This is a genomic window from Plebeiibacterium marinum (genome assembly GCF_026013615.1).
In the GTDB taxonomy this organism is placed as follows: domain Bacteria; phylum Bacteroidota; class Bacteroidia; order Bacteroidales; family Marinilabiliaceae; genus Saccharicrinis; species Saccharicrinis marinus_A.
Window position 1 is genome coordinate 52,179 of sequence record NZ_JAPDPI010000024.1, and the last position, 20,962, is coordinate 73,140.

At 35.8% G+C, this 20,962-nt stretch carries 17 protein-coding genes; 4 read left to right on the forward strand and 13 right to left on the reverse strand.

Annotated elements, in window-relative coordinates:
* Window positions 1–28: 28 nt before the first annotated feature.
* Genes OM074_RS12480 through lpcA form a run of 3 tightly spaced genes read right to left on the reverse strand, consistent with a single transcriptional unit; the run spans window position 29 to window position 2,698 of the window.
* Window positions 29–1,456, reverse strand: coding sequence for a DUF5723 family protein (locus OM074_RS12480; protein WP_301199888.1), 1,428 nt, complete (start codon window positions 1,454–1,456; stop codon window positions 29–31).
* Between the two features lie 11 nt (window positions 1,457–1,467).
* The gene (locus OM074_RS12485; RefSeq protein ID WP_301199890.1) at window positions 1,468–2,097 is read right to left on the reverse strand and encodes a hypothetical protein; all 630 of its coding nucleotides are present in this window, start codon (window positions 2,095–2,097) and stop codon (window positions 1,468–1,470) included.
* Window positions 2,098–2,116: 19 nt separating this feature from the next.
* The gene (gene lpcA / locus OM074_RS12490; protein ID WP_301199892.1) at window positions 2,117–2,698 is read right to left on the reverse strand and encodes a D-sedoheptulose 7-phosphate isomerase; all 582 of its coding nucleotides are present in this window, start codon (window positions 2,696–2,698) and stop codon (window positions 2,117–2,119) included.
* An 85-nt stretch (window positions 2,699–2,783) separates the two neighbouring features.
* Between lpcA and OM074_RS12495 the strand changes: the two genes are divergently transcribed.
* Window positions 2,784–3,581: an ion transporter gene (locus tag OM074_RS12495; protein WP_301199894.1), complete on the forward strand. Its 798-nt coding sequence runs from the start codon at window positions 2,784–2,786 to the stop codon at window positions 3,579–3,581.
* On the opposite strand, the gene OM074_RS12500 is transcribed toward OM074_RS12495, so the two are convergent.
* The 10 genes from OM074_RS12500 to OM074_RS12545 all read right to left on the reverse strand — a co-directional run bounded on the left by OM074_RS12500 (window position 3,578) and on the right by OM074_RS12545 (window position 14,544).
* Window positions 3,578–4,081 (reverse strand): dihydrofolate reductase, encoded by a 504-nt coding sequence (locus OM074_RS12500; RefSeq protein ID WP_301199895.1) that lies wholly within the window; start codon window positions 4,079–4,081, stop codon window positions 3,578–3,580. The genes OM074_RS12495 and OM074_RS12500 overlap by 4 nt on opposite strands.
* 38 nt (window positions 4,082–4,119) lie before the next feature.
* Window positions 4,120–4,914 carry a thymidylate synthase gene (locus OM074_RS12505; RefSeq protein WP_301199897.1) on the reverse strand — a complete coding sequence of 265 codons (795 nt, stop codon included), beginning with the start codon at window positions 4,912–4,914 and terminating at the stop codon, window positions 4,120–4,122.
* Between the two features lie 104 nt (window positions 4,915–5,018).
* On the reverse strand, window positions 5,019–6,125 hold the full coding sequence (locus OM074_RS12510; RefSeq protein WP_301199899.1) for an endonuclease/exonuclease/phosphatase family protein: 1,107 nt from the start codon (window positions 6,123–6,125) through the stop codon (window positions 5,019–5,021).
* Between the two features lie 14 nt (window positions 6,126–6,139).
* Complete coding sequence (locus tag OM074_RS12515) at window positions 6,140–7,030, reverse strand: rhomboid family protein (RefSeq protein WP_301199901.1); 891 nt, start codon at window positions 7,028–7,030, stop codon at window positions 6,140–6,142.
* Window positions 7,031–7,072: 42 nt separating this feature from the next.
* A complete protein-coding gene (locus OM074_RS12520) occupies window positions 7,073–7,831 on the reverse strand; it encodes a rhomboid family intramembrane serine protease (RefSeq protein WP_301199902.1) in 759 nt (252 codons plus the stop codon).
* Between the two features lie 77 nt (window positions 7,832–7,908).
* Window positions 7,909–9,843, reverse strand: a complete 1,935-nt coding sequence (gene mutL / locus OM074_RS12525) for a DNA mismatch repair endonuclease MutL (protein ID WP_301199904.1) — start codon at window positions 9,841–9,843, stop codon at window positions 7,909–7,911.
* A 102-nt stretch (window positions 9,844–9,945) separates the two neighbouring features.
* Entirely contained in the window at window positions 9,946–10,266 is a 321-nt protein-coding gene (locus OM074_RS12530; protein ID WP_301199906.1) for a hypothetical protein, read from the reverse strand.
* 149 nt (window positions 10,267–10,415) lie between these two features.
* Complete coding sequence (locus tag OM074_RS12535) at window positions 10,416–11,612, reverse strand: homoserine dehydrogenase (RefSeq protein ID WP_301199908.1); 1,197 nt, start codon at window positions 11,610–11,612, stop codon at window positions 10,416–10,418.
* Window positions 11,613–11,687: 75 nt separating this feature from the next.
* Entirely contained in the window at window positions 11,688–12,983 is a 1,296-nt protein-coding gene (locus tag OM074_RS12540; protein WP_301199910.1) for an O-acetylhomoserine aminocarboxypropyltransferase/cysteine synthase family protein, read from the reverse strand.
* Window positions 12,984–13,545: 562 nt separating this feature from the next.
* On the reverse strand, window positions 13,546–14,544 hold the full coding sequence (locus OM074_RS12545; protein WP_301199912.1) for a hypothetical protein: 999 nt from the start codon (window positions 14,542–14,544) through the stop codon (window positions 13,546–13,548).
* A gap of 378 nt (window positions 14,545–14,922) precedes the next feature.
* Here OM074_RS12545 and OM074_RS12550 point away from each other — a divergent pair, with 378 nt between their 5' ends.
* Genes OM074_RS12550 through OM074_RS12560 form a run of 3 tightly spaced genes read left to right on the forward strand, consistent with a single transcriptional unit; the run spans window position 14,923 to window position 20,855 of the window.
* On the forward strand, window positions 14,923–16,251 hold the full coding sequence (locus OM074_RS12550; RefSeq protein ID WP_301199914.1) for a TolC family protein: 1,329 nt from the start codon (window positions 14,923–14,925) through the stop codon (window positions 16,249–16,251).
* 38 nt (window positions 16,252–16,289) lie between these two features.
* Window positions 16,290–17,402, forward strand: a complete 1,113-nt coding sequence (locus OM074_RS12555; protein ID WP_301199916.1) for an efflux RND transporter periplasmic adaptor subunit — start codon at window positions 16,290–16,292, stop codon at window positions 17,400–17,402.
* 30 nt (window positions 17,403–17,432) lie between these two features.
* Entirely contained in the window at window positions 17,433–20,855 is a 3,423-nt protein-coding gene (locus OM074_RS12560; RefSeq protein WP_301199918.1) for an efflux RND transporter permease subunit, read from the forward strand.
* Window positions 20,856–20,962: the final 107 nt, after the last annotated feature.

Below are 20,962 nucleotides of genomic sequence, written 5' to 3' on the forward strand. Positions count from 1 at the left end.
TATAGAGGTTGGGGATGCCCAGCCTTTTTTATTTTTTCTTATATGGTTTTCGCGTATTGGTTTTTACTGCCCTATAAGGTTCCCCAAAACATGGTAGTGCACCTCTTTCTGTGCTCTTTTCGTTACATTTGAATAAATAGCTTATGCCGAAGCGAAGATTGATATTGCGGGCTTTTCCTAAATCAAAAAATGCCGGCACATTATCGCTAATGGCATGTAAGTAAATAAATCCCAGTTTGGCACCGAGTCCCATACCAATGTTATTCAGTTGCTTATTTTGTATTGTATAAGATGCACTAATAGCCAAAATATTACCAAAGGTTGAATTGGAAGAAAATGTTAATGAAGGGTGCCATCTGTTTTGGTACATCTCCGTATGGAAAACAGCCCCAATGTTTGTCCGGGAATTTAAATCTCTGCTAATTCCGGTGTAAAGTGCCGGAACTAATGGAGTACTATATGCTTCCTGATTTATAACAGGATTGAATATGGCAGAAAGTGTATCTGCCATTTCTTCAGAATCGTCCAAGCCCTCATTAAAAGTATCTGCTGAAACATCTAATCTTCCGCCCGAATGAAAATGATTTGTATTTGAATTCCACTTGATAAACCCGATATCCAAAAGACTGGCAGAGAAGGTAGTTTTTTCATCTATTTGATATGTCATTCCAAGATCTAAGCCAACACCTTTATTTTGTGTATTTAGGGCATATTTTGTCCAATTAATATTGTCTTGCATATCTACTTCCTCAATATCTCCTTCTGAGTTTGTTATAATGTCTATTGGAAAGGAACTGTATAGGTCACCAACACCTTCCAAATTGAGGTTGTATGTATATGGATCGGTGTTTAACCTGGCTAAAATGGGTTTAGTATATATATTTCCTTTTCCAAACAATAATTTTGCCCTTATGCCAATATTTAAATAATCATTGATCTTTCTTGCCCAGCCTAAAGCATATTCTCTATAATGGATAGCGTTTATCCTTGTTCCATCCATGGAAGAATATTTGCCAACAAATTGACTGTTGCCTTCGTTGGCAAATATCAATGCATTTTTTGATAGGGAATGGTACGTGTTTACCTTTTCGTTTATTGAAAACGTAAAGTAGTTTTGCTTGTGCATAATTCCTATCGATAATATTGAAATGTGCGCCTCTGTTGCCACGACCTCAATGTTGTTGAATTTATGAATGGCCTTGTCTGGATTAAACCTAAGAGAATCTCCATTGTATGTTTCAACCACATCGCTAAACGAAAATCCAGTGGAGTACGTATTTATGTGAGTTGAACCTAAGAAGGGCATTGCAATATGAAGCTTGCATTTTATCGGGATGGATGGATTGACAATGTTTGACTGAGGTAAATCGTGCATTAAAAATAGCGTATTGTTTTGCTGAGCCTTCGTTTTTATTAAAGCTATGGATAGAATTATACAAATTGTAACAATACGCATGAGAAAAAGCTTTATTCGTTTAAAGGAACTTTTAGTTTAGCTTTAATTCCAATGTAGCAATTACAAAAGTAATTGTTTAATTGAGAAAGTATTTCGTCAGATATTTCTCTGTTTTCAAGCCGGATTTCAACACTTATAAAATCTGTATTATTTATAATTTCCTCATCTTCATGATTAATTGGTATTAGCTGAGAGAATTTTTGAAAGCTGGATACTTCTCCATTATTGTGGGTTTGCGCAGCAGGTATAATAATTGGGGCATCTGTTTCCAGTTGTTTGATAAAAGTGTTAGGATTACTATAGAAATCGATATAAATATGTATTTCAGATGGAAAGTAGTTATCTACACTAAGGTTAAACCATAATTCCTGTATGTACTCTGGTTTTTCAAAAATTTCTGTAAAATTTAAATCAATTTTTTTTGCAATTGGAATATAACTAATTGATGGATCAGCATAGGTGGATTCAATGTTGCCTGCTAATCTGGTATCCGAAGCATAGTATGTTTCCTTAAATACAGGAGCTGAAATATCTGGTTCCCAGATGTATTTATCCGAGATTTTGTTTAAATCTTCTTTAAAGCATCCGCTTAGAAAAAGCGCTATACATAAAAAAATAATATGTTTAAACTGATAAATCATACAGTCTAATACAAATTCGTTATTGTTTAAAATATTCTAACTCAATATAATGGATCAAAGAATGAATAATCTGGATATGAATTTCCTGTATCCTGTCTGAATATCCATTATGGGGGATGCGTAGTTCAACATCACTCATGTCTTTTAGTTTTCCTCCGCTTTTCCCTGTTAATGCGATAACCTTGATTCCTTTATCCTTAGCTGATTCTACAGCATTTACAATGTTTGCTGAATTTCCACTTGTACTGATAGCCAAAAGAACATCGCCTGATTTTCCTACAGCCTCAACATACCTTGAAAAGATATAATCGAATCCGTAATCGTTTCCAACACAGGTAATATGGCTTGGATCAGAAATGGCAATAGCAGGTAAACCTTTCCTTTCATCCCTGAATCTTCCGGTTAATTCTTCTGCAAAATGCATAGCGTCACTCATTGATCCTCCATTGCCACATGATAATATCTTACCTTCTTTTTTTAATGATGAAACCATAATGTCACCTGCTTTTTTTAGGTTAATAAAGTTTTCATCATTTGAAATGAACTTACTTAATACCTGTTGAACTTCAAGGAAATTATCTTTTATCGTATCAATACTCATATTTGTTTCTATTTTTGGTAAATATACGATGGCTTTTATTAACTAGGAATATTTTTAGCGATACTTTTTTAACATGGATATAGATATGCGACAAAAGCTTTATGATATCATTTTTGAAGCCGATACCAAAGCGGGGAAGATATTTGATATTGTATTAATTATACTGATTCTTTTTAGCGTTACTATTGTAATGTTAGAAAGTTTGCCAGGACGCCCAAAGCAATTCTATAATGTTTTAAGTGTACTGGAATGGGGTGTTACCTATGCCTTTTTATTAGAATATATTGTCAGGCTATGGGTGGTTCGGCAACCGCTCAGGTATGCCATTAGTTTTTTTGGTATCATTGATTTGCTGGCTATAATTCCTTCTTTCCTGGGATTGTTTTTAGTTGGTACCCATATGCTTGTTGTTCTGAGATCTTTAAGGTTGTTGAGGGTTTTCAGGGTATTAAAGCTGACAAGGTATATTAACGAAGCTTCTAACCTATGGAAGGCACTTGTAGCCAGCAGGAATAAAATTGGGGTGTTCTTATTTACAGTTCTCATCCTTGTTATAATCCTTGGTACCTTGATGTATATTATAGAGTCGGGCAGTGATAGTGGATTTACAAGTATTCCCATTAGTATATATTGGGCTGTGGTTACGTTAACTACTGTAGGATATGGAGACATTGCTCCGGTTACCGCATTAGGACAATTTCTGGCTGGTTTAGTTATGATTATGGGTTATTCAATTATTGCCGTTCCAACTGGGATTGTTACTTCTGAATTGACAAGGGTATCAAAACTTACAACAACCCAGGTTTGCCCTTCGTGCCTGAAAGAGGGACATGATAAGGATGCTGAGCATTGTAAATTTTGTGGAACAAAGCTTAATGATTAGACTTTGTTTTTTCTTTTTAAGTCTATAAAAGTATAGTTAAAATCATTTTGGTTGTCATCGGTAACTTCTTCTTTATATACCTCTTCCCATTCATCCATATTAATTTCGGGAAAAAATGTATCTGCTTCATTAAAGAAACAATCTATTTGTGTAGTATAGAGTCTGGTTGCTAAAGGTAAAAACGCTTCATAAATAGTTGCTCCGCCAATGATAAAAACTTCGCCATCGTTTTTACAGAGCTCAACAGCTGCCTCCGGAGAATTAACGACTTCGGCACCTTCAAGTTTCAAATCCTGGTTACGACTGATAACAATATTCCTTCTTTTGGGCAGAGCTCCATTAGGTAATGAATCAAAAGTTTTTCTGCCCATGATGATAGTATGGCCGCTTGTTAAGGCTTTAAACCTTTTTAAATCGTTAGAAATGTAAGTTAATAAATCATTGTTTTGGCCAATAGCATTTAGTTTTGCTATGGCCACTATAATTGAAAATTCTGTCATATAAATAGTTTAATTGTGACGCCTTTTGAATAAAGGGTTTATACAGAAATAGCTCCTTTAATATGGGGGTGCGCTTTGTAATCAGATAACGTAAAGTCCTCGTATTTAAAGTCGTCAATGTTTTTAATGTCAGGATTAAGGGTCATTTTTGATAATGGTAAAGGAGTCCGGGTGAGCTGAAGTTTTACCTGATCAATGTGGTTGTTATAAATGTGAACATCGCCCAAGGTATGTACAAAATCGCCTAATTCTAAACCTGTTACCTGTGCAACCATCATTGTTAGCAGAGCGTATGAAGCAATGTTGAATGGTACTCCCAAAAAGAGATCTGCACTTCGCTGATACAATTGACAGGAAAGTTTCCCGTTGGCAACATAAAACTGAAACAGGATGTGGCATGGCGGTAGCTGCATGTCATCCAGCTGTCCTACGTTCCAGGCACTTACAATATGTCGTCTTGAATCAGGATTTGTTTTGATGGACTCAATAACTTGTTTAATCTGGTCAATATATTCACCATTAGCTGCAGGCCATGAACGCCATTGGTATCCATAGATAGGTCCCAGTTCCCCATCTTCTTTTGCCCATTCATTCCATATTCTAACGCCGTTTTCCTGAAGGTATTTTACGTTTGTGCTCCCTTTTAAAAACCAGATAAGTTCGTGTATGATTGATTTTAGATGTAGCTTTTTTGTAGTAACCAAAGGAAAGCCTTCAGATAAGTTAAAACGCATTTGATGACCAAATACACTGGTTGTTCCTGTTCCGGTTCTGTCTTCTTTTAAAACTCCTTCATCCAACACGCGTTGGCACAAATCAAGATATTGATGCATAAGCTATTGTTCAAACTTTTTTAATGATACACAAAAATAGAAAAATTACAGACTTAATACTAACAAAAGGTTATTTGCCAATGGCTGTTAATAAATTGATAATATTAATTAGAGCCTGGGAATTTCAGATAGGTTTTTATTGGGTAATGATCGCTATAGTTTACCTTGATTCTTTTGTGGTTATAAGATTCAAATGATTTATCGTGGAATATAAAATCTATCCTAAAGGGGGGTAAATTGCCATTGTAAGTTCCGCCAAAACCTGAGCCGGATTCGATAAATGAATCTTTTAAATTCCCTTTTACTTTTCGGTATACATAAGATACCGGAGTGTCGTTAAAATCACCGCAGATAATAGCGGGGTATGGAGAATTGTTTACATGGCGTCCAATAGTCTCTGCCTGATACGAACGGTTTGAAAACGCTGTATTTAATTTAGTAAATATCTCAGAAATTCCTTTTCTGCGTTCTTCATCGTTTTTAAATTCCAAACTATCAATGAAGTTATAGTTCTCTTTTTTTAATCGAATGGATTCCAGGTGATTGTTAAAAATCCTGATATTTTTGCCACCTACAATAATGTCAGTTTGGGTACTGAAGTTAGATGTGTTTTTAAAGTTAAAAGCTTTTTTGTTTGTTATAGGGTATTTAGAAAAGGTTGCCAAACCATATTTTTTACCTGATTTGGTAACAATGTTATATTCCAGGTGCTTATATTTATACTGCTTAAATTTTGAAAGTATGTTGTTTTCAGAATACTGATCTTTTTTGTTGTTGATGTAAAATTCTTGCAGACATAAAACATCAGGGTTTTGTTCTTTAATAAACTGATATATTTTTTGAGGTGTATTTTTATCTTTAGTCCATACATATTTATCGAACATCCTAACATTATATGACATTACGGATATGCCGGTTTCAGGTTGTTTGATGTTTTCAATGTTTCTCCCGTTTAGTTGGAATACGCCATTCCATTGCGACCAGGTAATTATGATCAGGGTAAGAGATATAAGAACACGTTTTCTTTTTTTGAATACCCAATATATAACAAATAGTACGTTGGCTACCCAGAAAAACGGAAAAACAAACCCAAGGAAAGAAATAAAGCTTATGTGCGCAGGGCTGATGTATCCTCCTATTGATGCCAACAATAAAACTGATGCAAAAAACAAATTAAGCAGAAATACCAGTGAGCGGGTTACTTTATTCAAAACTGATTTTTTTATTAGTTATTACTGGCATTAAACAAATCCTCTTTTTCCTGTTTTGTCAAACTTTCGTACCCACTTGCCTTAATTTTATCTAATATGCGGTCAATGTCGCTTTGTTTTTTTCTTTTTTGGGCATTGTATTCCATATCGTTCATTGGTCTTTTGCTCTTGTTGTATGTTACCTTCATTTTAGGCTTTGGAGAAAAAAACGAAACAGCCCGATCCATAAAACGGTTAAATTTCATGGTAACGTCTTTTCCCTTTGTAAGTTGGGCAGTGTAAAATAAACCAAACAAAGCACCCCCTATATGGGCCAGGTGGCCTCCTGTATTTTGCATACTTCCCACTCCAATAATATCCATAATTAATATTACTAAGGCAAGGTGCATCAATTTTACAGGACCTATAAACAATAAATGCACCTTAAAGTTTGGCGCATACTTTGCAGATGCAAAAATAATAGCCATTACAGAAGCTGAAGCTCCCAGCATGATAGCACTGGGAACAAAATCCTGTAACCCCGGAAAAATATTATATGAAATAATATATAGCAGTGCACCGGAAATACCTCCCATAAAATAGGTTCCCAATAATTGCCTTGGGTTAAAAAACTGAAGAAATATTTTTCCAAACCAAAACAAGGTCAGCATATTAAATAGGATATGGATAAAATCGAAATGTAAAAACATATAAGTGATAATACTCCATGGTTGGAATATAAGATTTTCCAGGCTGGCAGGAACGGATAACCAGTAGAGTATGGGTATATTAATATCGCTTAGTGTTAAAGCAAAAAGAGCATGTAGTATTCTGATTACAACAAAAACGCCCAGATTAATGTAAATTAACCGGGTAACAACGCCTCCTTGTCTGAATGATTGCTTAATTTCATCAATTATTGACATAGCATAAATAATATTAGGTATTAGCAGTAAAGATAAATTTATTTAAAATTGCTTTCTCTGCCAAAAACGAATGATAATAAATCCAACTAGCATTCCGCCTAAGTGAGCAAGATGGGCTACGTTATCACCACGGTTGTTCTGAAGCATTAAAAAAGTTTCTAATGCACCATATATCATTACAAAATATTTTGCTTTAACCGGAAAGATCAGTTGTATATAGATATACTCATTAGGAAACAACATTCCAAAAGCCAATAAAATCCCAAACACTGCACCAGAAGCCCCTACCATTGGTACATTTACAATTCGGTTTAGACTGGCTGCTGTAGTGTCAACATAGTTTTTATATTCTGATAATATAGAAAATCCCTTTTCATATATTTCAGAAACTATTTCTGGCGGAAGCGAAGCTGCTATAAACCTTGCCCTGATAAAGGCTACTAAAACGTATATTAAACCGGCACCTATTCCTGTTGCCAGGTAATAGAACAGGAATTTTTGCGATCCCCATGTTCTTTCAATGGCAGAACCTAACATAAAAAGGGCAAGCATATTAAAAAAGATATGCTCAAAACCTCCATGCATAAACATATAGGTAATATATTGAAAGAAATGGAATTGGTTGCTGCCAGGTGTATACAGACCAAAAATAGAGTTCAGGTCAATTCTTGTAAAACCAATTCCGGGAATGGAAAAACCTTTTGAGAATAAAAGCATTGCAATAAAGGCAAGGGCATTTATTATTAAAATGTTTTTTATTATTGGAGGAATATTACTGAATATTGATTGTCTTTGAAACATATTAATTTGTTATAATTCTTAATGTTAATGCATTACTCTTATACAAGTATCACACCATTTTTGTTTACGCCATTTTGTCATTTAAAGCGCGTTTCTATTTCATCGTTCGATAATATTGAGATCACAGGTTTTCCATCTGGCGAATAATTAGGAACCTGGCAGGTAAATAGTTGCCCGATAAGTTCATCCATTTCTTCTGATGTGAGAAACTGTCCGTGTTTTATCGACGATTGTTGAGCCATTGATTTGGCTATCCGTTCTTTTAAATCTGATTCAAGGTTTACCTCTCCGCTTTTGTATGCTTCAATAATTTCATCAATCAACATTTTTGGATTCATTTTTTCCATGTTAACAGGCATGCCTCTCACTTCAAATGAATTATCTCCCAATTTGTTTAAATCCAGACCAAACATTTGAAGGTCAACAAGAAGTTCTTCAACAATAATGGTATCTTCGGCATTAAACTCTATTTGTTCAGGAAAAAGGCTTTGCTGAGTCATGCTTTGTTGTGTAGAAATCGAAAGCATTAACCGTTCAAATAAAATGCGTTCATGAGCCCTTTTTTGATCAACCATCATTAAACCGGATTTTCCAGAAGTCATGATATAACGGTTTTTAAACTGAAAACAAGATGCGCCGGAGGATGATTCCTCACTCATGCCTTTTGACATAAAGGTTTGTTGAACCGGTTCTTGTTCTGTTGTTGTTTCTTCATAAGTATTATCAGTATCAGGCTGTATGTCATCAAATGGCATTGTGCCTTTTTCTGATTCAAAATCATTGTATAGTTGTTCCCAGTTTTTTGGCGTTGATTTTGGTGAATAGGAACCTCCTGATGCTGACCCTGAATTATAGGAATTAGAACTTCCTCCTCCTGTAAAACCAGAGGTATCCGGTATTTGGGTTTCAAAAGGATTGAAGAATGGATTTACTTCTATCGTAGGTTCGTCGTTGTCGGTATTTGTAGTGTTAACGGGGATGTCAACTTTATTAGCAGTATCAAAATCGATAGTAGGTACCATATTGTGTTTGCCAAGGCTTTCTCTTACACAGGCATTTGTGATATGCCATATGGCTCTTTCATCTTCAAACTTAATCTCGGTTTTCGTTGGATGAATATTAATATCAATAATCTTCGGGTCTACTTCAAAAAATAAGAAGTAAGCAGGAACTGTATTGGCTTGTATTAAATTTGAATAAGCTTCTGTAACTGCCTTGTGCAGGTATGGATGGCGCATATATCTTTGATTTACAAAAAAGAATTGGTCGCCTGATGATTTGCGGGCAGATTCAGGTTTGCCTATAAAACCATGAATTTTCACCAAGGTTGTTTCTGTTTCTACCGGAACCAATTGTTGGTTCATTGATTTACCCAGCATGTTGATGATCCGTTGACGGAGATTTGATGCCGGCAACTGGAATAGTGGCATGTTGTTGTGGTCCAGGCTGAAAGTAATATCTGAATTAGCGAGTGCAATCCGCTGAAACTCGTTGATGATATGTCTTAGTTCTGTGGAATCTTTTTTTAAGAATTTACGGCGTGCAGGAACATTATAAAAAAGGTTTTTTATCATAAAGTTACTGCCAGATGCACAGTTTACTACTTCCTGTTTTTCGACTTTAGAACCTGCAATTTCAATATGTGTCCCCAGTTCGTCACCATTTTTTTTGGTTTTGAGCTCTACCTGTGCAACAGCAGCGATGGATGCCAGGGCTTCTCCTCTAAATCCCATGGTCCTGATGGCAAAAAGGTCATTTACGTTACTGATCTTTGATGTTGCATGGCGTTCAAAAGCCATACGTGCATCGGAAGCTGACATTCCGCATCCATTGTCAATTACCTGGACAAGGGTTCTTCCTGCATCTTTTACAATTACTTTTATGTCGGTACTACCTGCATCTATCGCATTTTCAACAAGCTCTTTGATCATGGATGCTGGTCGTTGAATAACTTCTCCTGCTGCAATTTGATTGGCGACTGAATCGGGTAATAGCTGTATTATATCTGACATATAAATAAACGAAAATTAAATTCCTGAATAAAACAAAAAACACCTGTGTAGCAGATGTTTTTTGTAATGTTTTGATTTAAATATTTTTAAATGGATTGAGGTTTACATGTAGTGCATAATCCATTCCTTACTTGTATTAAATAAGTAATAAAATGCAATCATTAGTCCTATGAGGATAACAATTAACCTCAAATTTGACTTGCGTTTTTCTTTTCGGGCAACATCAAAGTGAGTTTGAATTTTTCTACGCATTTTACCTCTGATTCGATCCTCGTTACTTCTGTTGTCCTCCTCTTGCTCAAGCCCAAGTTCATCCCTGATTCTTCTGTTTCTGTCATCACGCTCTTCCTTCGCTTCATCATAGTATATTGGATTATGATGAAATGTTCTGTGCCTGGCCGTTTTTATTAATGTAAATCTCATTTTTTAATATTGATCTGTTTACACAACAAAGATACAAGTAAAAATCCTAAAATCGGAATTTAGATATTAACATGAAATGCTAATGAATTTTATCTGATATATACTTCAAAAATTACGCCAATCAGCTTAAAAAGAATTATTGTTTTTTATTAATAGTTAAGTGTTTTTCGTGTAACAGCAATAAAAATATCCATTGACCTGAGATGCTCTTTTAATGACATTAAATCCTTGATTTTGATCATGCCAATTTTATAATTGTATTCAGGGCCGATGTATTCTTCTGATATGGATTCAAATTTAAATTTTTCTAAATCTTCCATCTTTTTGTATCGAAGATAAATCTCAATAGTTACATCCTTTTCGTATTTGAATGAATTGTAAAAATTCATTTTTTTGTATTCATATCTGTAATCGTGTGCAATGGCAGTAATATCTGATAGCACAGCTGAGCCCGTGGGGTGTCCTCCTGCTCCTTTTCCAAACATAAATTGTTTATCGTAAGCCAATCCTTTGATTACAACTCCATTGAATTCATCTTCAACGTTATATATGTATTTGTCGCGTTGTACAAGACGGGGCAATACAAATAATGAAATTTTGTTTTCTTCTAGCTTTTCAACCTGTCCAACAAGTTTTATTTTGTACCCTTTTTCTTTCGCATACCGAATATCGAAATCGGAAATGTTTGAGATTCCATAGTTCAATACATCATTTGGATTAACAAGGGTTCCAAAGCTGTGTGCAGTAAGAATCACTAGCTTAAACAAGGAGTCAAATCCATCCACATCAAAACTTGGGTCGGCTTCTGCAAAACCTAAATCCTGAGCCTCTTTTAAGGCAGTAGAATAGTCTTTGTTGTGGTCAAATATTTTAGATAGGATATAGTTTGATGAGCCATTGAGAATTCCGGTAACAGAAAGCAAAAGGTCGTTGTCGTAGTATTCTTCCAGATTTCGGATTACCGGTATGCTACCGCAGGCAGAGGCTTCATAAAGCAATGAAACGTTATTTTCTTTTTGTAATTGGACTAACTCATTCAGGTTTTCTGCAATCATTTTTTTATTTGCAGAAACAACATTTTTTCCAGCTTTTAGGGCTTTGGTAACAATATGATATGCTTGTTCCGATTCTGAGATCAATTCTACAACCAGGTTTATTTCAGGGTTGTTTAAAATATCATCGGCAGAATAACAAAACAAGCCATCGGGAAGGCTTCTTTGTTTTTTGTTTTTTACACAAATACTTAATATTTCTGCATCCAGAGCCGGGCTCTTTTGAAGCACGTCATATAATCCTTGTCCAACAACACCAAAGCCAACTAGTCCAATTTTTAATTTCTTTTTCATTTTGTAGTTTAATTTGTCAGGAATTTATTCCTGCTCAAAAGTAGATACTTAAAGCAGGAATAAATATGAGTTTTATTAAGATTTGCCAAAACCTTTTTTAAGATCAGAAATAATGTCGTCTATATGTTCAATTCCTACAGACAGTCTCAGTAAGCCGGGTTCAACACCAGAAGCTTTTTGTTCTTCCAGGCTTAGCTGCTCATGGGTTGTGGTACTTGGGTGGATGATTAATGTTTTTGCATCTCCAATATTTGCCAGGTGACTTATTAAATCAAGGTTTTCAATAAATTGGTCTGCACGTTCATTTCCTCCTTTAATCTTGAATGTTAAAACCCCACCAAAACCTCTTTTCAGATATTTTTTTGCCAGTTGGTGATAGGAAGAACTTTCTAATCCCGGATAGTTAACGTATTCAACCTCCTCGTTGTTTTCAAGCCATTTTGCAACTTTTAATGCGTTTTCTGTTGTCCGGTCTACCCTTAACGAAAGGGTTTCCAGGCCTTGGAGGAGTAAAAAAGAATTAAACGGGCTTAAGGCCGGGCCAAAATCCCTTAATCCTTCAACTCTGCAACGAATGGCGAATGCTATATTCCCAAAGGGGCTATCAGCACCGAATGCATCCCAGAATTTTAATCCATGGTATCCTTCGCTTGGTTCTGTTATGGAAGGGAATTTTCCGTTGTTCCAATTAAAATTTCCTCCGTCAACAATGACTCCACCGATGGAAGTACCATGCCCGCCAATCCATTTTGTGGCAGATTCCACCACGATATTAGCTCCATGCTCCAGGGGACGGAAAAGATATCCTCCGGCACCAAAAGTATTATCTACAATTAATGGAATATCATAACGTTTTGCAATGGCAGCAATCTTTTCAAAATCAGGGATGTTGAATTTTGGGTTTCCAATGGTTTCCAGATAGATCGCTTTTGTGTTTTTATCAATCTTTGCTTCAAAATCTTCAGGATTATCGCCTTCTACAAATTTTACATTAATTCCGAGTCTTTTAAACTGAACCTTAAACTGGATGTAAGTTCCCCCATATAAATAGGAAGTGGAAACAAAGTTGTCGCCCGCCTGAAGGATGTTGTTCAGGGCTATAAATTGTGCTGCCTGGCCTGAAGAAACCGCAACAGCAGCTACTCCTCCTTCTAAGGCAGCAATTCTTTTTTCAAAAACATCAGTAGTAGGGTTTTGAATTCGCGTGTATATGTTTCCAAACTCTTTTAAACCAAACAGGTTTGCTGCGTGTTCGGCATCGTTAAATAAATACGAGGATGTTTGGTAAATAGGCACGGCTCTCGAATTTGTATCCGAATCAACATTGTGGCCAGCGTGTAACTGGAGGGTTTCAAACTTTAATTCTGACATGGTATAAAATATTTAAGTTAATAATCTAAATCATACAATACACACTTTACAATGCCTGGCGCATTATATGGTGATGATTTAAATTATCCTGATACAATGCGCCACGACACTACAATGCCATCATGTGACACATCATACCTGTATAACCAAAAAAATGATTGTAAATGGCAATTGAATTGCCCAAAAGGAAAGATGATATGTGATTATTGTATTTCACTTTTTTATAAAAATATTGATACAAATAAAGTGATTATGGCGAAATAAAAAAAGAGTTCAGATTCCTTTTTTGCATCCGCAGATAAATTTTATCCTACTAAAATGAAATATTTTGATTTTTATCTCGTTATATATAACAACCTTATTATTTTTTTAAAGTCTAAGCAAAGAAGCTAAATCCAAAAAAAATCTATTTTATGAAAGTTCTGGTGCTTACTTTTTTAGAGAATCTAAAGCAGATTGACATCCCTCTTCGGTTTTTGATTTTGCAATTTATTGTTGTGATTTCAGCTGTGCTCTTATTTACACTTTAATTTTTTAGTTTAAAATAATCTGAAAGGGCAGTTTACATCCTGCCCTTTCCAAACAAACCTTTTTCCCTGATTTCGCGGTTTCCAAAGTGATAACTAATATCTAAAACAGGAACGATAAATGTTCCGTCTCCTTTTCCAAAATTCATCCAATACCCTGCGCTAACCGAAAATTTTGGTGATATTTTATATTTTATTAAAGAGTTTTGTTCAAAGGATTTCCCAAATTCACTATTGGGAAACAGGCCTCTTACAGCTAAGGTTAAAAACAGGTCTTGAGTTAAGTACAGGTCACCCTGCAACCTTGCCGAGAAAAATCCGCTGCCCCCCAGGACAACTCCACTGCGGGAGCGCATAAATTTGTAGTCAATCATCGATACGTCTGTATCTGAAATTGAAAAACCATAGTCGTATCCAATTGCAGCGGTCAGTATTATATATGGTTGTTTTACGCTTCCACATTTTAAATCTTTTAAAAATGGTTTGCTAACGATAAGTTCGTTTTTAAGTGCAATTACTTCAGGTACTGAAGAGTTTTCAGGGATGAATTGGTAATGTCCCTTGTTGTGCATTTTGTTTAACCCGGGTAAAAATGAGTAGAGTTGATGTCTTGTGGCAATATATATATATTTGTCATGCCATCTTTTCTTGTAATATATCATCGGGACTATAGCTGCAGAAGCAATGGAGGTTCCAAACTCATTGCCTTTTCTGAAGCAGAAGCGTGAAGGCTGTATCAAATTAACATCGCCCCCGCGTACAGGTACCGTGTTGGCTGTTTCGTAACTCCATAGATAATCGTTGCGTGCAATGGAGACAGAACTGCCCATGGGGATGAGTTCGTTGAATTTGTTGTAGTTGCTTTTTTTATTGGCTTCTTCTTGTCTTTTTCTGATTTCTCTTTTGGATGTTCTTTTGTTCCGTTTTTGAGCATCAATGCAATTAAAGAAAAAAAACAGCAAAAGAGCCATAAAGGCAAGTCTTTTTATATGAAGTGTTCTATTTACGCAACCTTGATAATTATTATTTGTCATTGTTTATTGTGCTTTATATAATATTGTTGTTTGTCTTTATAAATATTTACCTGATATTGCTTTTTGATTACTGTTATAGGAGTAATGTTATATGGAAATTGAGAATTTTATTTCAATTGCTAATGTGATAACGATTATAAAAACTAATTATTTGAAGAACAAAGAAATAATATACTCTGATATTTAACAAACTTCATAAATTTTTAAAGACGAAATTGTTTTCATACTTCGTTTTCATTTGTAGTTTTGTCAAAATGAATATAATAGCAGGATTTTCATAGTGGTTAGGAATCCGTAAACGGATTTTGTTTGAAATAGTGAAGGGATGGGCTGTAGTAGTTAAGAGTGAGAATATATTAAACCCTTAAATCAATATAAATGATTACAAAAGCTATATGGTTTATTAGCATTTTTGGTTGTGTTTTTAGCCTGGGAAGTATGGCGCAATCCGATACATTGGAATTGTCGTTGAGCCAGGCTATGGACTATGCAACTGAGTTTGGCTATCAGAGTGTCAATGCTCAACATGATATTGATATAGCCAGAAAAAAAGTGAATGAAACCCTTGCCATCGGGCTTCCGCAGATTACGGGTAGTGGAACCATTACCAATAATTTGATGCTGCAGGAAAATTTAATCGAATTCAAAGATTTGAATACCGGCGAAACCCAAAGGTTTTCAGGAAAATTTGGAACAAAGTATAATAACTCGGTTGGAGGTAGAGTGGATCAGCTTTTATTTGACGGGTCATACTTTGTAGGATTGCAGGCAAGTAAAGTGTATGTGCGACTTTCGGAAGATGCTAAGGAAAAAACAGATATTGAATTAAAACAGGCAGTTGCAGAAGCTTATTTTTTGACATTAATTGCCAGGCAAAATATTGAAGATTTTTCTGAAAGCCTCAAAACCAACAAAAGAATGTTGGAACATGTAAAGGCTTATTACGAAAATGGGTTCAGGGAGGATATTGATGTTGATCAGGTAAGGCTGATTGTTAATGAATCTCAACGCTTGTATGATGATTCTGAAAACCAATATAAGATTGCCAAGTCGGTTTTAAAATTTGTGATGGGGTACGATATTGACAAACCCCTGAAGCTTTCAGACAGTCTGTTGGATTTATTGGTTTCAATTCCTGAGGATCCGGATGCCAGCAATCAAATACAGACCCATATTGATTATAGAATGATTTTGACACAAATGGATGCCAAAGGTTTGGAAATAAAAAATCAGAAAGCCCAGGCCATGCCTAAGTTAAATGCTTTTTTAACCTATGATTACGCCTATTTTGGTCAAAGCTGGTCATCGTTAACAAAAACAGAGGGTTCAATGTTAGGTTTGTCACTTTCTGTTCCAATATTTTCAAGTGGAATGAGAACCTCGCAGTTAAATCAAAAAAAGCTGGAGCTTAACAAACTCAATATTGAAAAAAGGCAAGTGGAAGAAAATCTAAAAAGAGAACTTTTTGCTGCCAGCTGTAATCTTTCAAATGCCCGTAAACAATTTGAAAATGCCAGGCAGTCAAAAGAAATATCTAACAGGATTTATGATAAATCTACAATTAAGTTTAAAAATGGATTAATGAATAGCCTTGAATTAGCCCAGAATGAAAATAGTTTGATTGAAGCAATTTTGAATTACAACAATGCAGCAGCAAACTATTTTAACCAGTTTGTTATATACAAAAAAGCTTCTTCACAGCTTTGATAGATGCAATTAAACATACTAATATTAAACCTGTAACAATGAAAAAATTAATCATGGGCCTAATGTTTCTTTCTATATTGGCTGCCTGTTCTTCTTCAGCCAATGATGAAATGAAAGCAAAACTTGCCGAAAACAAAGAAAAAATAAAGGAACTTAAGAAGGAAAATTTAAAGCTGGAAGAAAAAATAAGGAAGAATACTAAAGAAGAAGCCAAACATAAAATTCCGGTAGTTACTTTAAAATTGGAGAAGAAGTCTTTTTTTCATTATATAGAAGCAAATGGTATTATGGAATCGGTACAAAGTGCAGATATTAGCCCCGAAGTTCCAGGTCAGATAAAAACTATTTATGTTAAAGAGGGACAAAGAGTACAAAAGGGCCAACTGTTGGTTAGCATTAATTCAAATGCAATTTCAAATGCCATAAAAGAAATTGAAACAAACTTAAGGTTGGCAACAGATGTGTTTGAAAAGCAAAAAAGACTGTGGGATCAGAAAATTGGTTCGGAAGTAGAGTATTTGCAGGCAAGAACAAATAAAGAAGCATTGGAGAGTGCGCTAAATTCCCAAAAGGCCAATCTTGAAATGTATCATATTCGCGCCCCTTTTGATGGGATTGTGGATAATGTTATTGCAAAAGAAGGTGAGTTGTCATCCCCGGGTGCCATCATTCTTCAGTTTGTGAACCTAAGAACAATGAAAATTAATGCGGATGTTTCCGAAGCGTATATCCCTAGTATTGCAAAGGGTGATACTGTAGAAGTTTCTTTCCCAACATATCCCGATTTAATAGTAAAGTGTCCGATATTCAGGACCGGAAATATTGTTCATCCTGATAACCGGACATTTAATGTTCAGTTGTTGTTAAAGAATATTGATGAAAAGTTGAAGCCCAATATGATGGCAACACTAAAAATTAATGACTTTAGTGTAAGTAATGCAATTGTTGTGCCTTCGGCGGTTATTAAAAATGATATTACCGGAAAGTTCCTTTTTGTAGTCAGGGATAAGGTAGCTCAGAAGGTTTATGTTGAGCCTGGCAGGTCGTACAAGGATGAAACCTTGGTTATAAAAGGGCTTAGTCAGGGGGATGAAATTATTACAGAGGGATATAATACGGTTTCAAACGGCACTCAGGTAAGTGTGAGGTAATTTGTTAAATGCACCTTAACTTTTTTACAAATGCAAGAAAGCAAAAATCATATTAAAGATAAAGTTGTAAGGGAATTCAAGTTGACAACGCTAGCGTTAAAAAATAAAACAACCGTTTTATTGTTAACACTTTCACTTGCAGTATTTGGTTTGGTATCTTATAATACATTGCCTAAAGAACTTTTTCCAGAAGTGCAGTTCCCATGGATTATGGTGATGACTCCATATCCTGGAAATGCCCCTTTGGATATTGAGAACTTAGTTACCCGGCCTATTGAAAAGGAGTTGGAATCCATTAATGGGATTAAGGATATAAAATCCACTTCATCGCAGGGCTTTTCGTATATATTGGTTGTTTTTAATACTGATGTGGAAACCAAGGTGGCTTTGCAGGATTGTAAGGATGCGGTTGATGATGCAATGGATGATTTGCCGGATGATTTGCCTGCTGACCCTGTAGTTCAGGATATTGATGCTTCTGAATTTCCCATTATCAATATAAATCTTTCGGGCGATTATAGTATCGATGAATTGAAAAAGTATGGTGAGATACTGGAAGACAGGATAGAGGCCCTGCCGGAGATATCAAAGGTTGAGATTCAGGGGATTAATGAAAAGGAAATCCAGATTAATGCCGATCCGCTTAAAATGGCTGCCCATAAAATTAGCTTTGGAGATATTGAGAGTGCTGTTGAATTTGAAAACATGAGCATTTCCAGTGGTGAAATTAAACTTGGGGATACCCGCAGGTCTATCCGTGCCTTGGGTGAGTTTACTACTGTTAAGGAAATGGAAAACATTATAGTCAAGAGTGAGGAAGGCAAAATTGTATACTTAAGGGATGTGGCTGAGGTTGTTGATGGCTATGAAGAACCTTCAACCATAACACGGTTAAACAAGGAGTCGGTAATCTCTATTCAGGTTGTTAAAAAAAGTGGCGAAAATTTATTGAATGCCACTGCTCAGATTGAAGATATTCTTGAAGAAGTAAAGGCAGAACATTTGTTTCCGGAGTCGCTTAAGATTACAACAACGGGTGACCAGTCAGATATGGTGAAGGCGCAGTTGAGCAGCCTTGAAAACAGTATGATCATGAGCGTATTGTTTGTGGTTGTGGTCTTGTTTTTCTTTTTAGGCACCCGCAATGCCCTTTTTGTTGGTTTAGCTATTCCCCTCTCCATGTTTTTATCATTTGTAGTGTTACAAATGATTGGCTATACCATTAATATGATGGTATTGTTTGGCTTAATTCTGGCTCTTGGGATGCTTGTTGATAATGCCATTGTAGTTGTCGAAAATATATATCGTTTTGTGGATAAGGGGTATAAGCCGTTGGAAGCAGCAAGGTTGGCGGTAGGCGAGATTGCTATTGCTATTATAGCTTCAACACTAACAACTTTGGCAGCTTTTTTTCCCCTGGTATTCTGGGATTCAATAATGGGAGAATTTATGAGGTATCTTCCAATTACACTGATTATTGTGCTTTCCTCTTCTTTGTTTGTTGCGCTTGTTATAATACCGGTGTTTTCCTCCATGTTTATCAAGCATTCAGATGAGGATAAATTGCCGGAGAGTGCCTTAGTGTATCGGATTATCGCCATCCTTGTTGTACTTGGAACTTTGTTCTATTTGCTAGGTGTAAATGTTTTGGGGAGCTTGCTTTTTATTGCTGCCTTTGTTTCTTTAATGAACTTGTTGTTTTTTGCAAAGATTGGACTTTGGTTTAAAACCAGTTTCCTGGATTATCTGGAAAAGGTATATGTAAATTTTTTGACAGGTGCACTCAAAGGAAAAAGACCCAGGAATTTGTTGGTGGGTACATTTTTAATGTTGTTTTTAACTATTGCCTTTTACTTTGCACGATCTCCCTTTGTGGTGTTTTTCCCGTCGGGAGATCCAAATTTTATAAATGTATTTGTTGAGTTGCCTGCCGGAACTCATATTACTGCAACAGATAAGTTTGCACAAAAGCTTGAAGATGACATAATAGAGTTGGTAAAACCGTATAAACATATTGTGAAATCGGTATTGACCAATATTGGTGATGGAGCAAGGTTGGAAGATGACCTGGATTTTTCTACTCGGGATAATAAATGCCTGGTTACAGTTTCTTTTGTGGATTATGAGGATCGGGATGGTATTAATACGGCTGAGATATTAAAACTGTTTAATGACAAGCTGACTTATAATTATCCGGGTGCCATATTTACCATTGATCGCGATCATGGCGGCCCGCCAACAGGAAAACCTATCAATATTGAAATTTCAGGATATGATTTCGACCAGCTGATTCAGTTGTCAGATACTATTCAGTTTTTGATAGACAATGAGCGGATTGAAGGTATTGAAGGGTTGAAGGTAGATTTGAATGTGAATAAACCTGAGATGATTGTGAGCATTGACAGGGAACGTGTTCGGCGTTTTGGTATGTCAACAGCCCAGGTGGCGAGTGTATTAAGGACAGCTTTGTTTGGCTCAGAGATCTCAGATTATAAAATTGGTGAAGACAAATACCCGATTCAGTTGAGGTTGGCCCGGCATTATAGGAATAGCGTATCTTCGCTCATGAACCAGAAAGTTATTTTCCGAAACAATATGGGACATCTTATGGAGGTGCCTGTGTCTTCGGTTGCTTCCTTTAAATACGAAACAACTTATGATGCTGTAAAAAGGATTGATTTAGACCGGGTAGTGACCTTGTATTCAAATGTTTTGGAAGGCTATAATGCTAATAAAGTTAATGGGGAGATAAAGGCTTTGCTTGAAGATTTTGATATGCCATCGGGTTATAAATATGAGTTTACCGGTGAGCAGGAGGAGCAAGCTGAGTCAATGGAGTTTTTATCTTTTGCTCTGGGGCTTGCCATAGTTCTGATATTAATCATCCTGGTATCTCAGTTTAACTCTATTGTAAAACCATTTATTATCATAGCCAGCGTGTTGTTTAGTACCATTGGCGTATTTGGTGGTTTGGCAACTTTTAAAATGGATTTTGTAGTTATTATGACAGGTATTGGAATTGTTTCTCTTGCCGGTGTGGTGGTTAATAATGCTATTGTACTTATCGATTATATTGAATTGTTAAAGAGTCAAAGGCGAACGGAACTGGGATTGGAAGAAGGTACTTTCCTTCCGGTAGAAGTGGCTACAGAGTGCATTGTAACGGCTGGTAAAACCAGGTTGCGGCCCGTATTGCTTACGGCAATCACTACAATTTTAGGGCTTTTCCCTATGGCAGTTGGTATTGATATTGACTTTGTTGGTTTGTTACAGAGTTTTAAGCCAAATATTAGTTTTGGCGGAGATATGGCTGCCATGTGGTCACCAATGTCGTGGACTGTAATATTTGGGTTAACCTTTGCTACCTTTTTAACCTTGGTGATAGTCCCGGTTATGTATAGGATTGCAGTTTTAACCAAAAAGAGATTTCTGAAGTTGATGCATAGGAATTGAATTCGACTATGTATCATTATAAATTAAAAGGGGAAACAAAAAAGTTTCCCTTTTTTTATGAGTTTATAATCGTTTGTAAGCAAATAATACTGCTAAAAGACTAACTT

Coding starts and splice junctions, on each gene's coding strand:
- OM074_RS12555 (WP_301199916.1), top strand. CDS start 16,290: ATGAAAAAATTAATCATGGGCCTAATGTTTCTTTCTATATTGGCTGCC.
- OM074_RS12480 (WP_301199888.1), bottom strand. CDS start 1,456: ATGCGTATTGTTACAATTTGTATAATTCTATCCATAGCTTTAATAAAA.
- OM074_RS12500 (WP_301199895.1), bottom strand. CDS start 4,081: ATGACAGAATTTTCAATTATAGTGGCCATAGCAAAACTAAATGCTATT.
- OM074_RS12485 (WP_301199890.1), bottom strand. CDS start 2,097: ATGATTTATCAGTTTAAACATATTATTTTTTTATGTATAGCGCTTTTT.
- OM074_RS12520 (WP_301199902.1), bottom strand. CDS start 7,831: ATGTTTCAAAGACAATCAATATTCAGTAATATTCCTCCAATAATAAAA.
- OM074_RS12540 (WP_301199910.1), bottom strand. CDS start 12,983: ATGTCAGAATTAAAGTTTGAAACCCTCCAGTTACACGCTGGCCACAAT.
- OM074_RS12495 (WP_301199894.1), top strand. CDS start 2,784: ATGCGACAAAAGCTTTATGATATCATTTTTGAAGCCGATACCAAAGCG.
- OM074_RS12530 (WP_301199906.1), bottom strand. CDS start 10,266: ATGAGATTTACATTAATAAAAACGGCCAGGCACAGAACATTTCATCAT.
- OM074_RS12560 (WP_301199918.1), top strand. CDS start 17,433: ATGCAAGAAAGCAAAAATCATATTAAAGATAAAGTTGTAAGGGAATTC.
- OM074_RS12545 (WP_301199912.1), bottom strand. CDS start 14,544: ATGACAAATAATAATTATCAAGGTTGCGTAAATAGAACACTTCATATA.
- lpcA (WP_301199892.1), bottom strand. CDS start 2,698: ATGAGTATTGATACGATAAAAGATAATTTCCTTGAAGTTCAACAGGTA.
- OM074_RS12505 (WP_301199897.1), bottom strand. CDS start 4,914: ATGCATCAATATCTTGATTTGTGCCAACGCGTGTTGGATGAAGGAGTT.
- OM074_RS12550 (WP_301199914.1), top strand. CDS start 14,923: ATGATTACAAAAGCTATATGGTTTATTAGCATTTTTGGTTGTGTTTTT.
- mutL (WP_301199904.1), bottom strand. CDS start 9,843: ATGTCAGATATAATACAGCTATTACCCGATTCAGTCGCCAATCAAATT.
- OM074_RS12515 (WP_301199901.1), bottom strand. CDS start 7,030: ATGTCAATAATTGATGAAATTAAGCAATCATTCAGACAAGGAGGCGTT.
- OM074_RS12535 (WP_301199908.1), bottom strand. CDS start 11,612: ATGAAAAAGAAATTAAAAATTGGACTAGTTGGCTTTGGTGTTGTTGGA.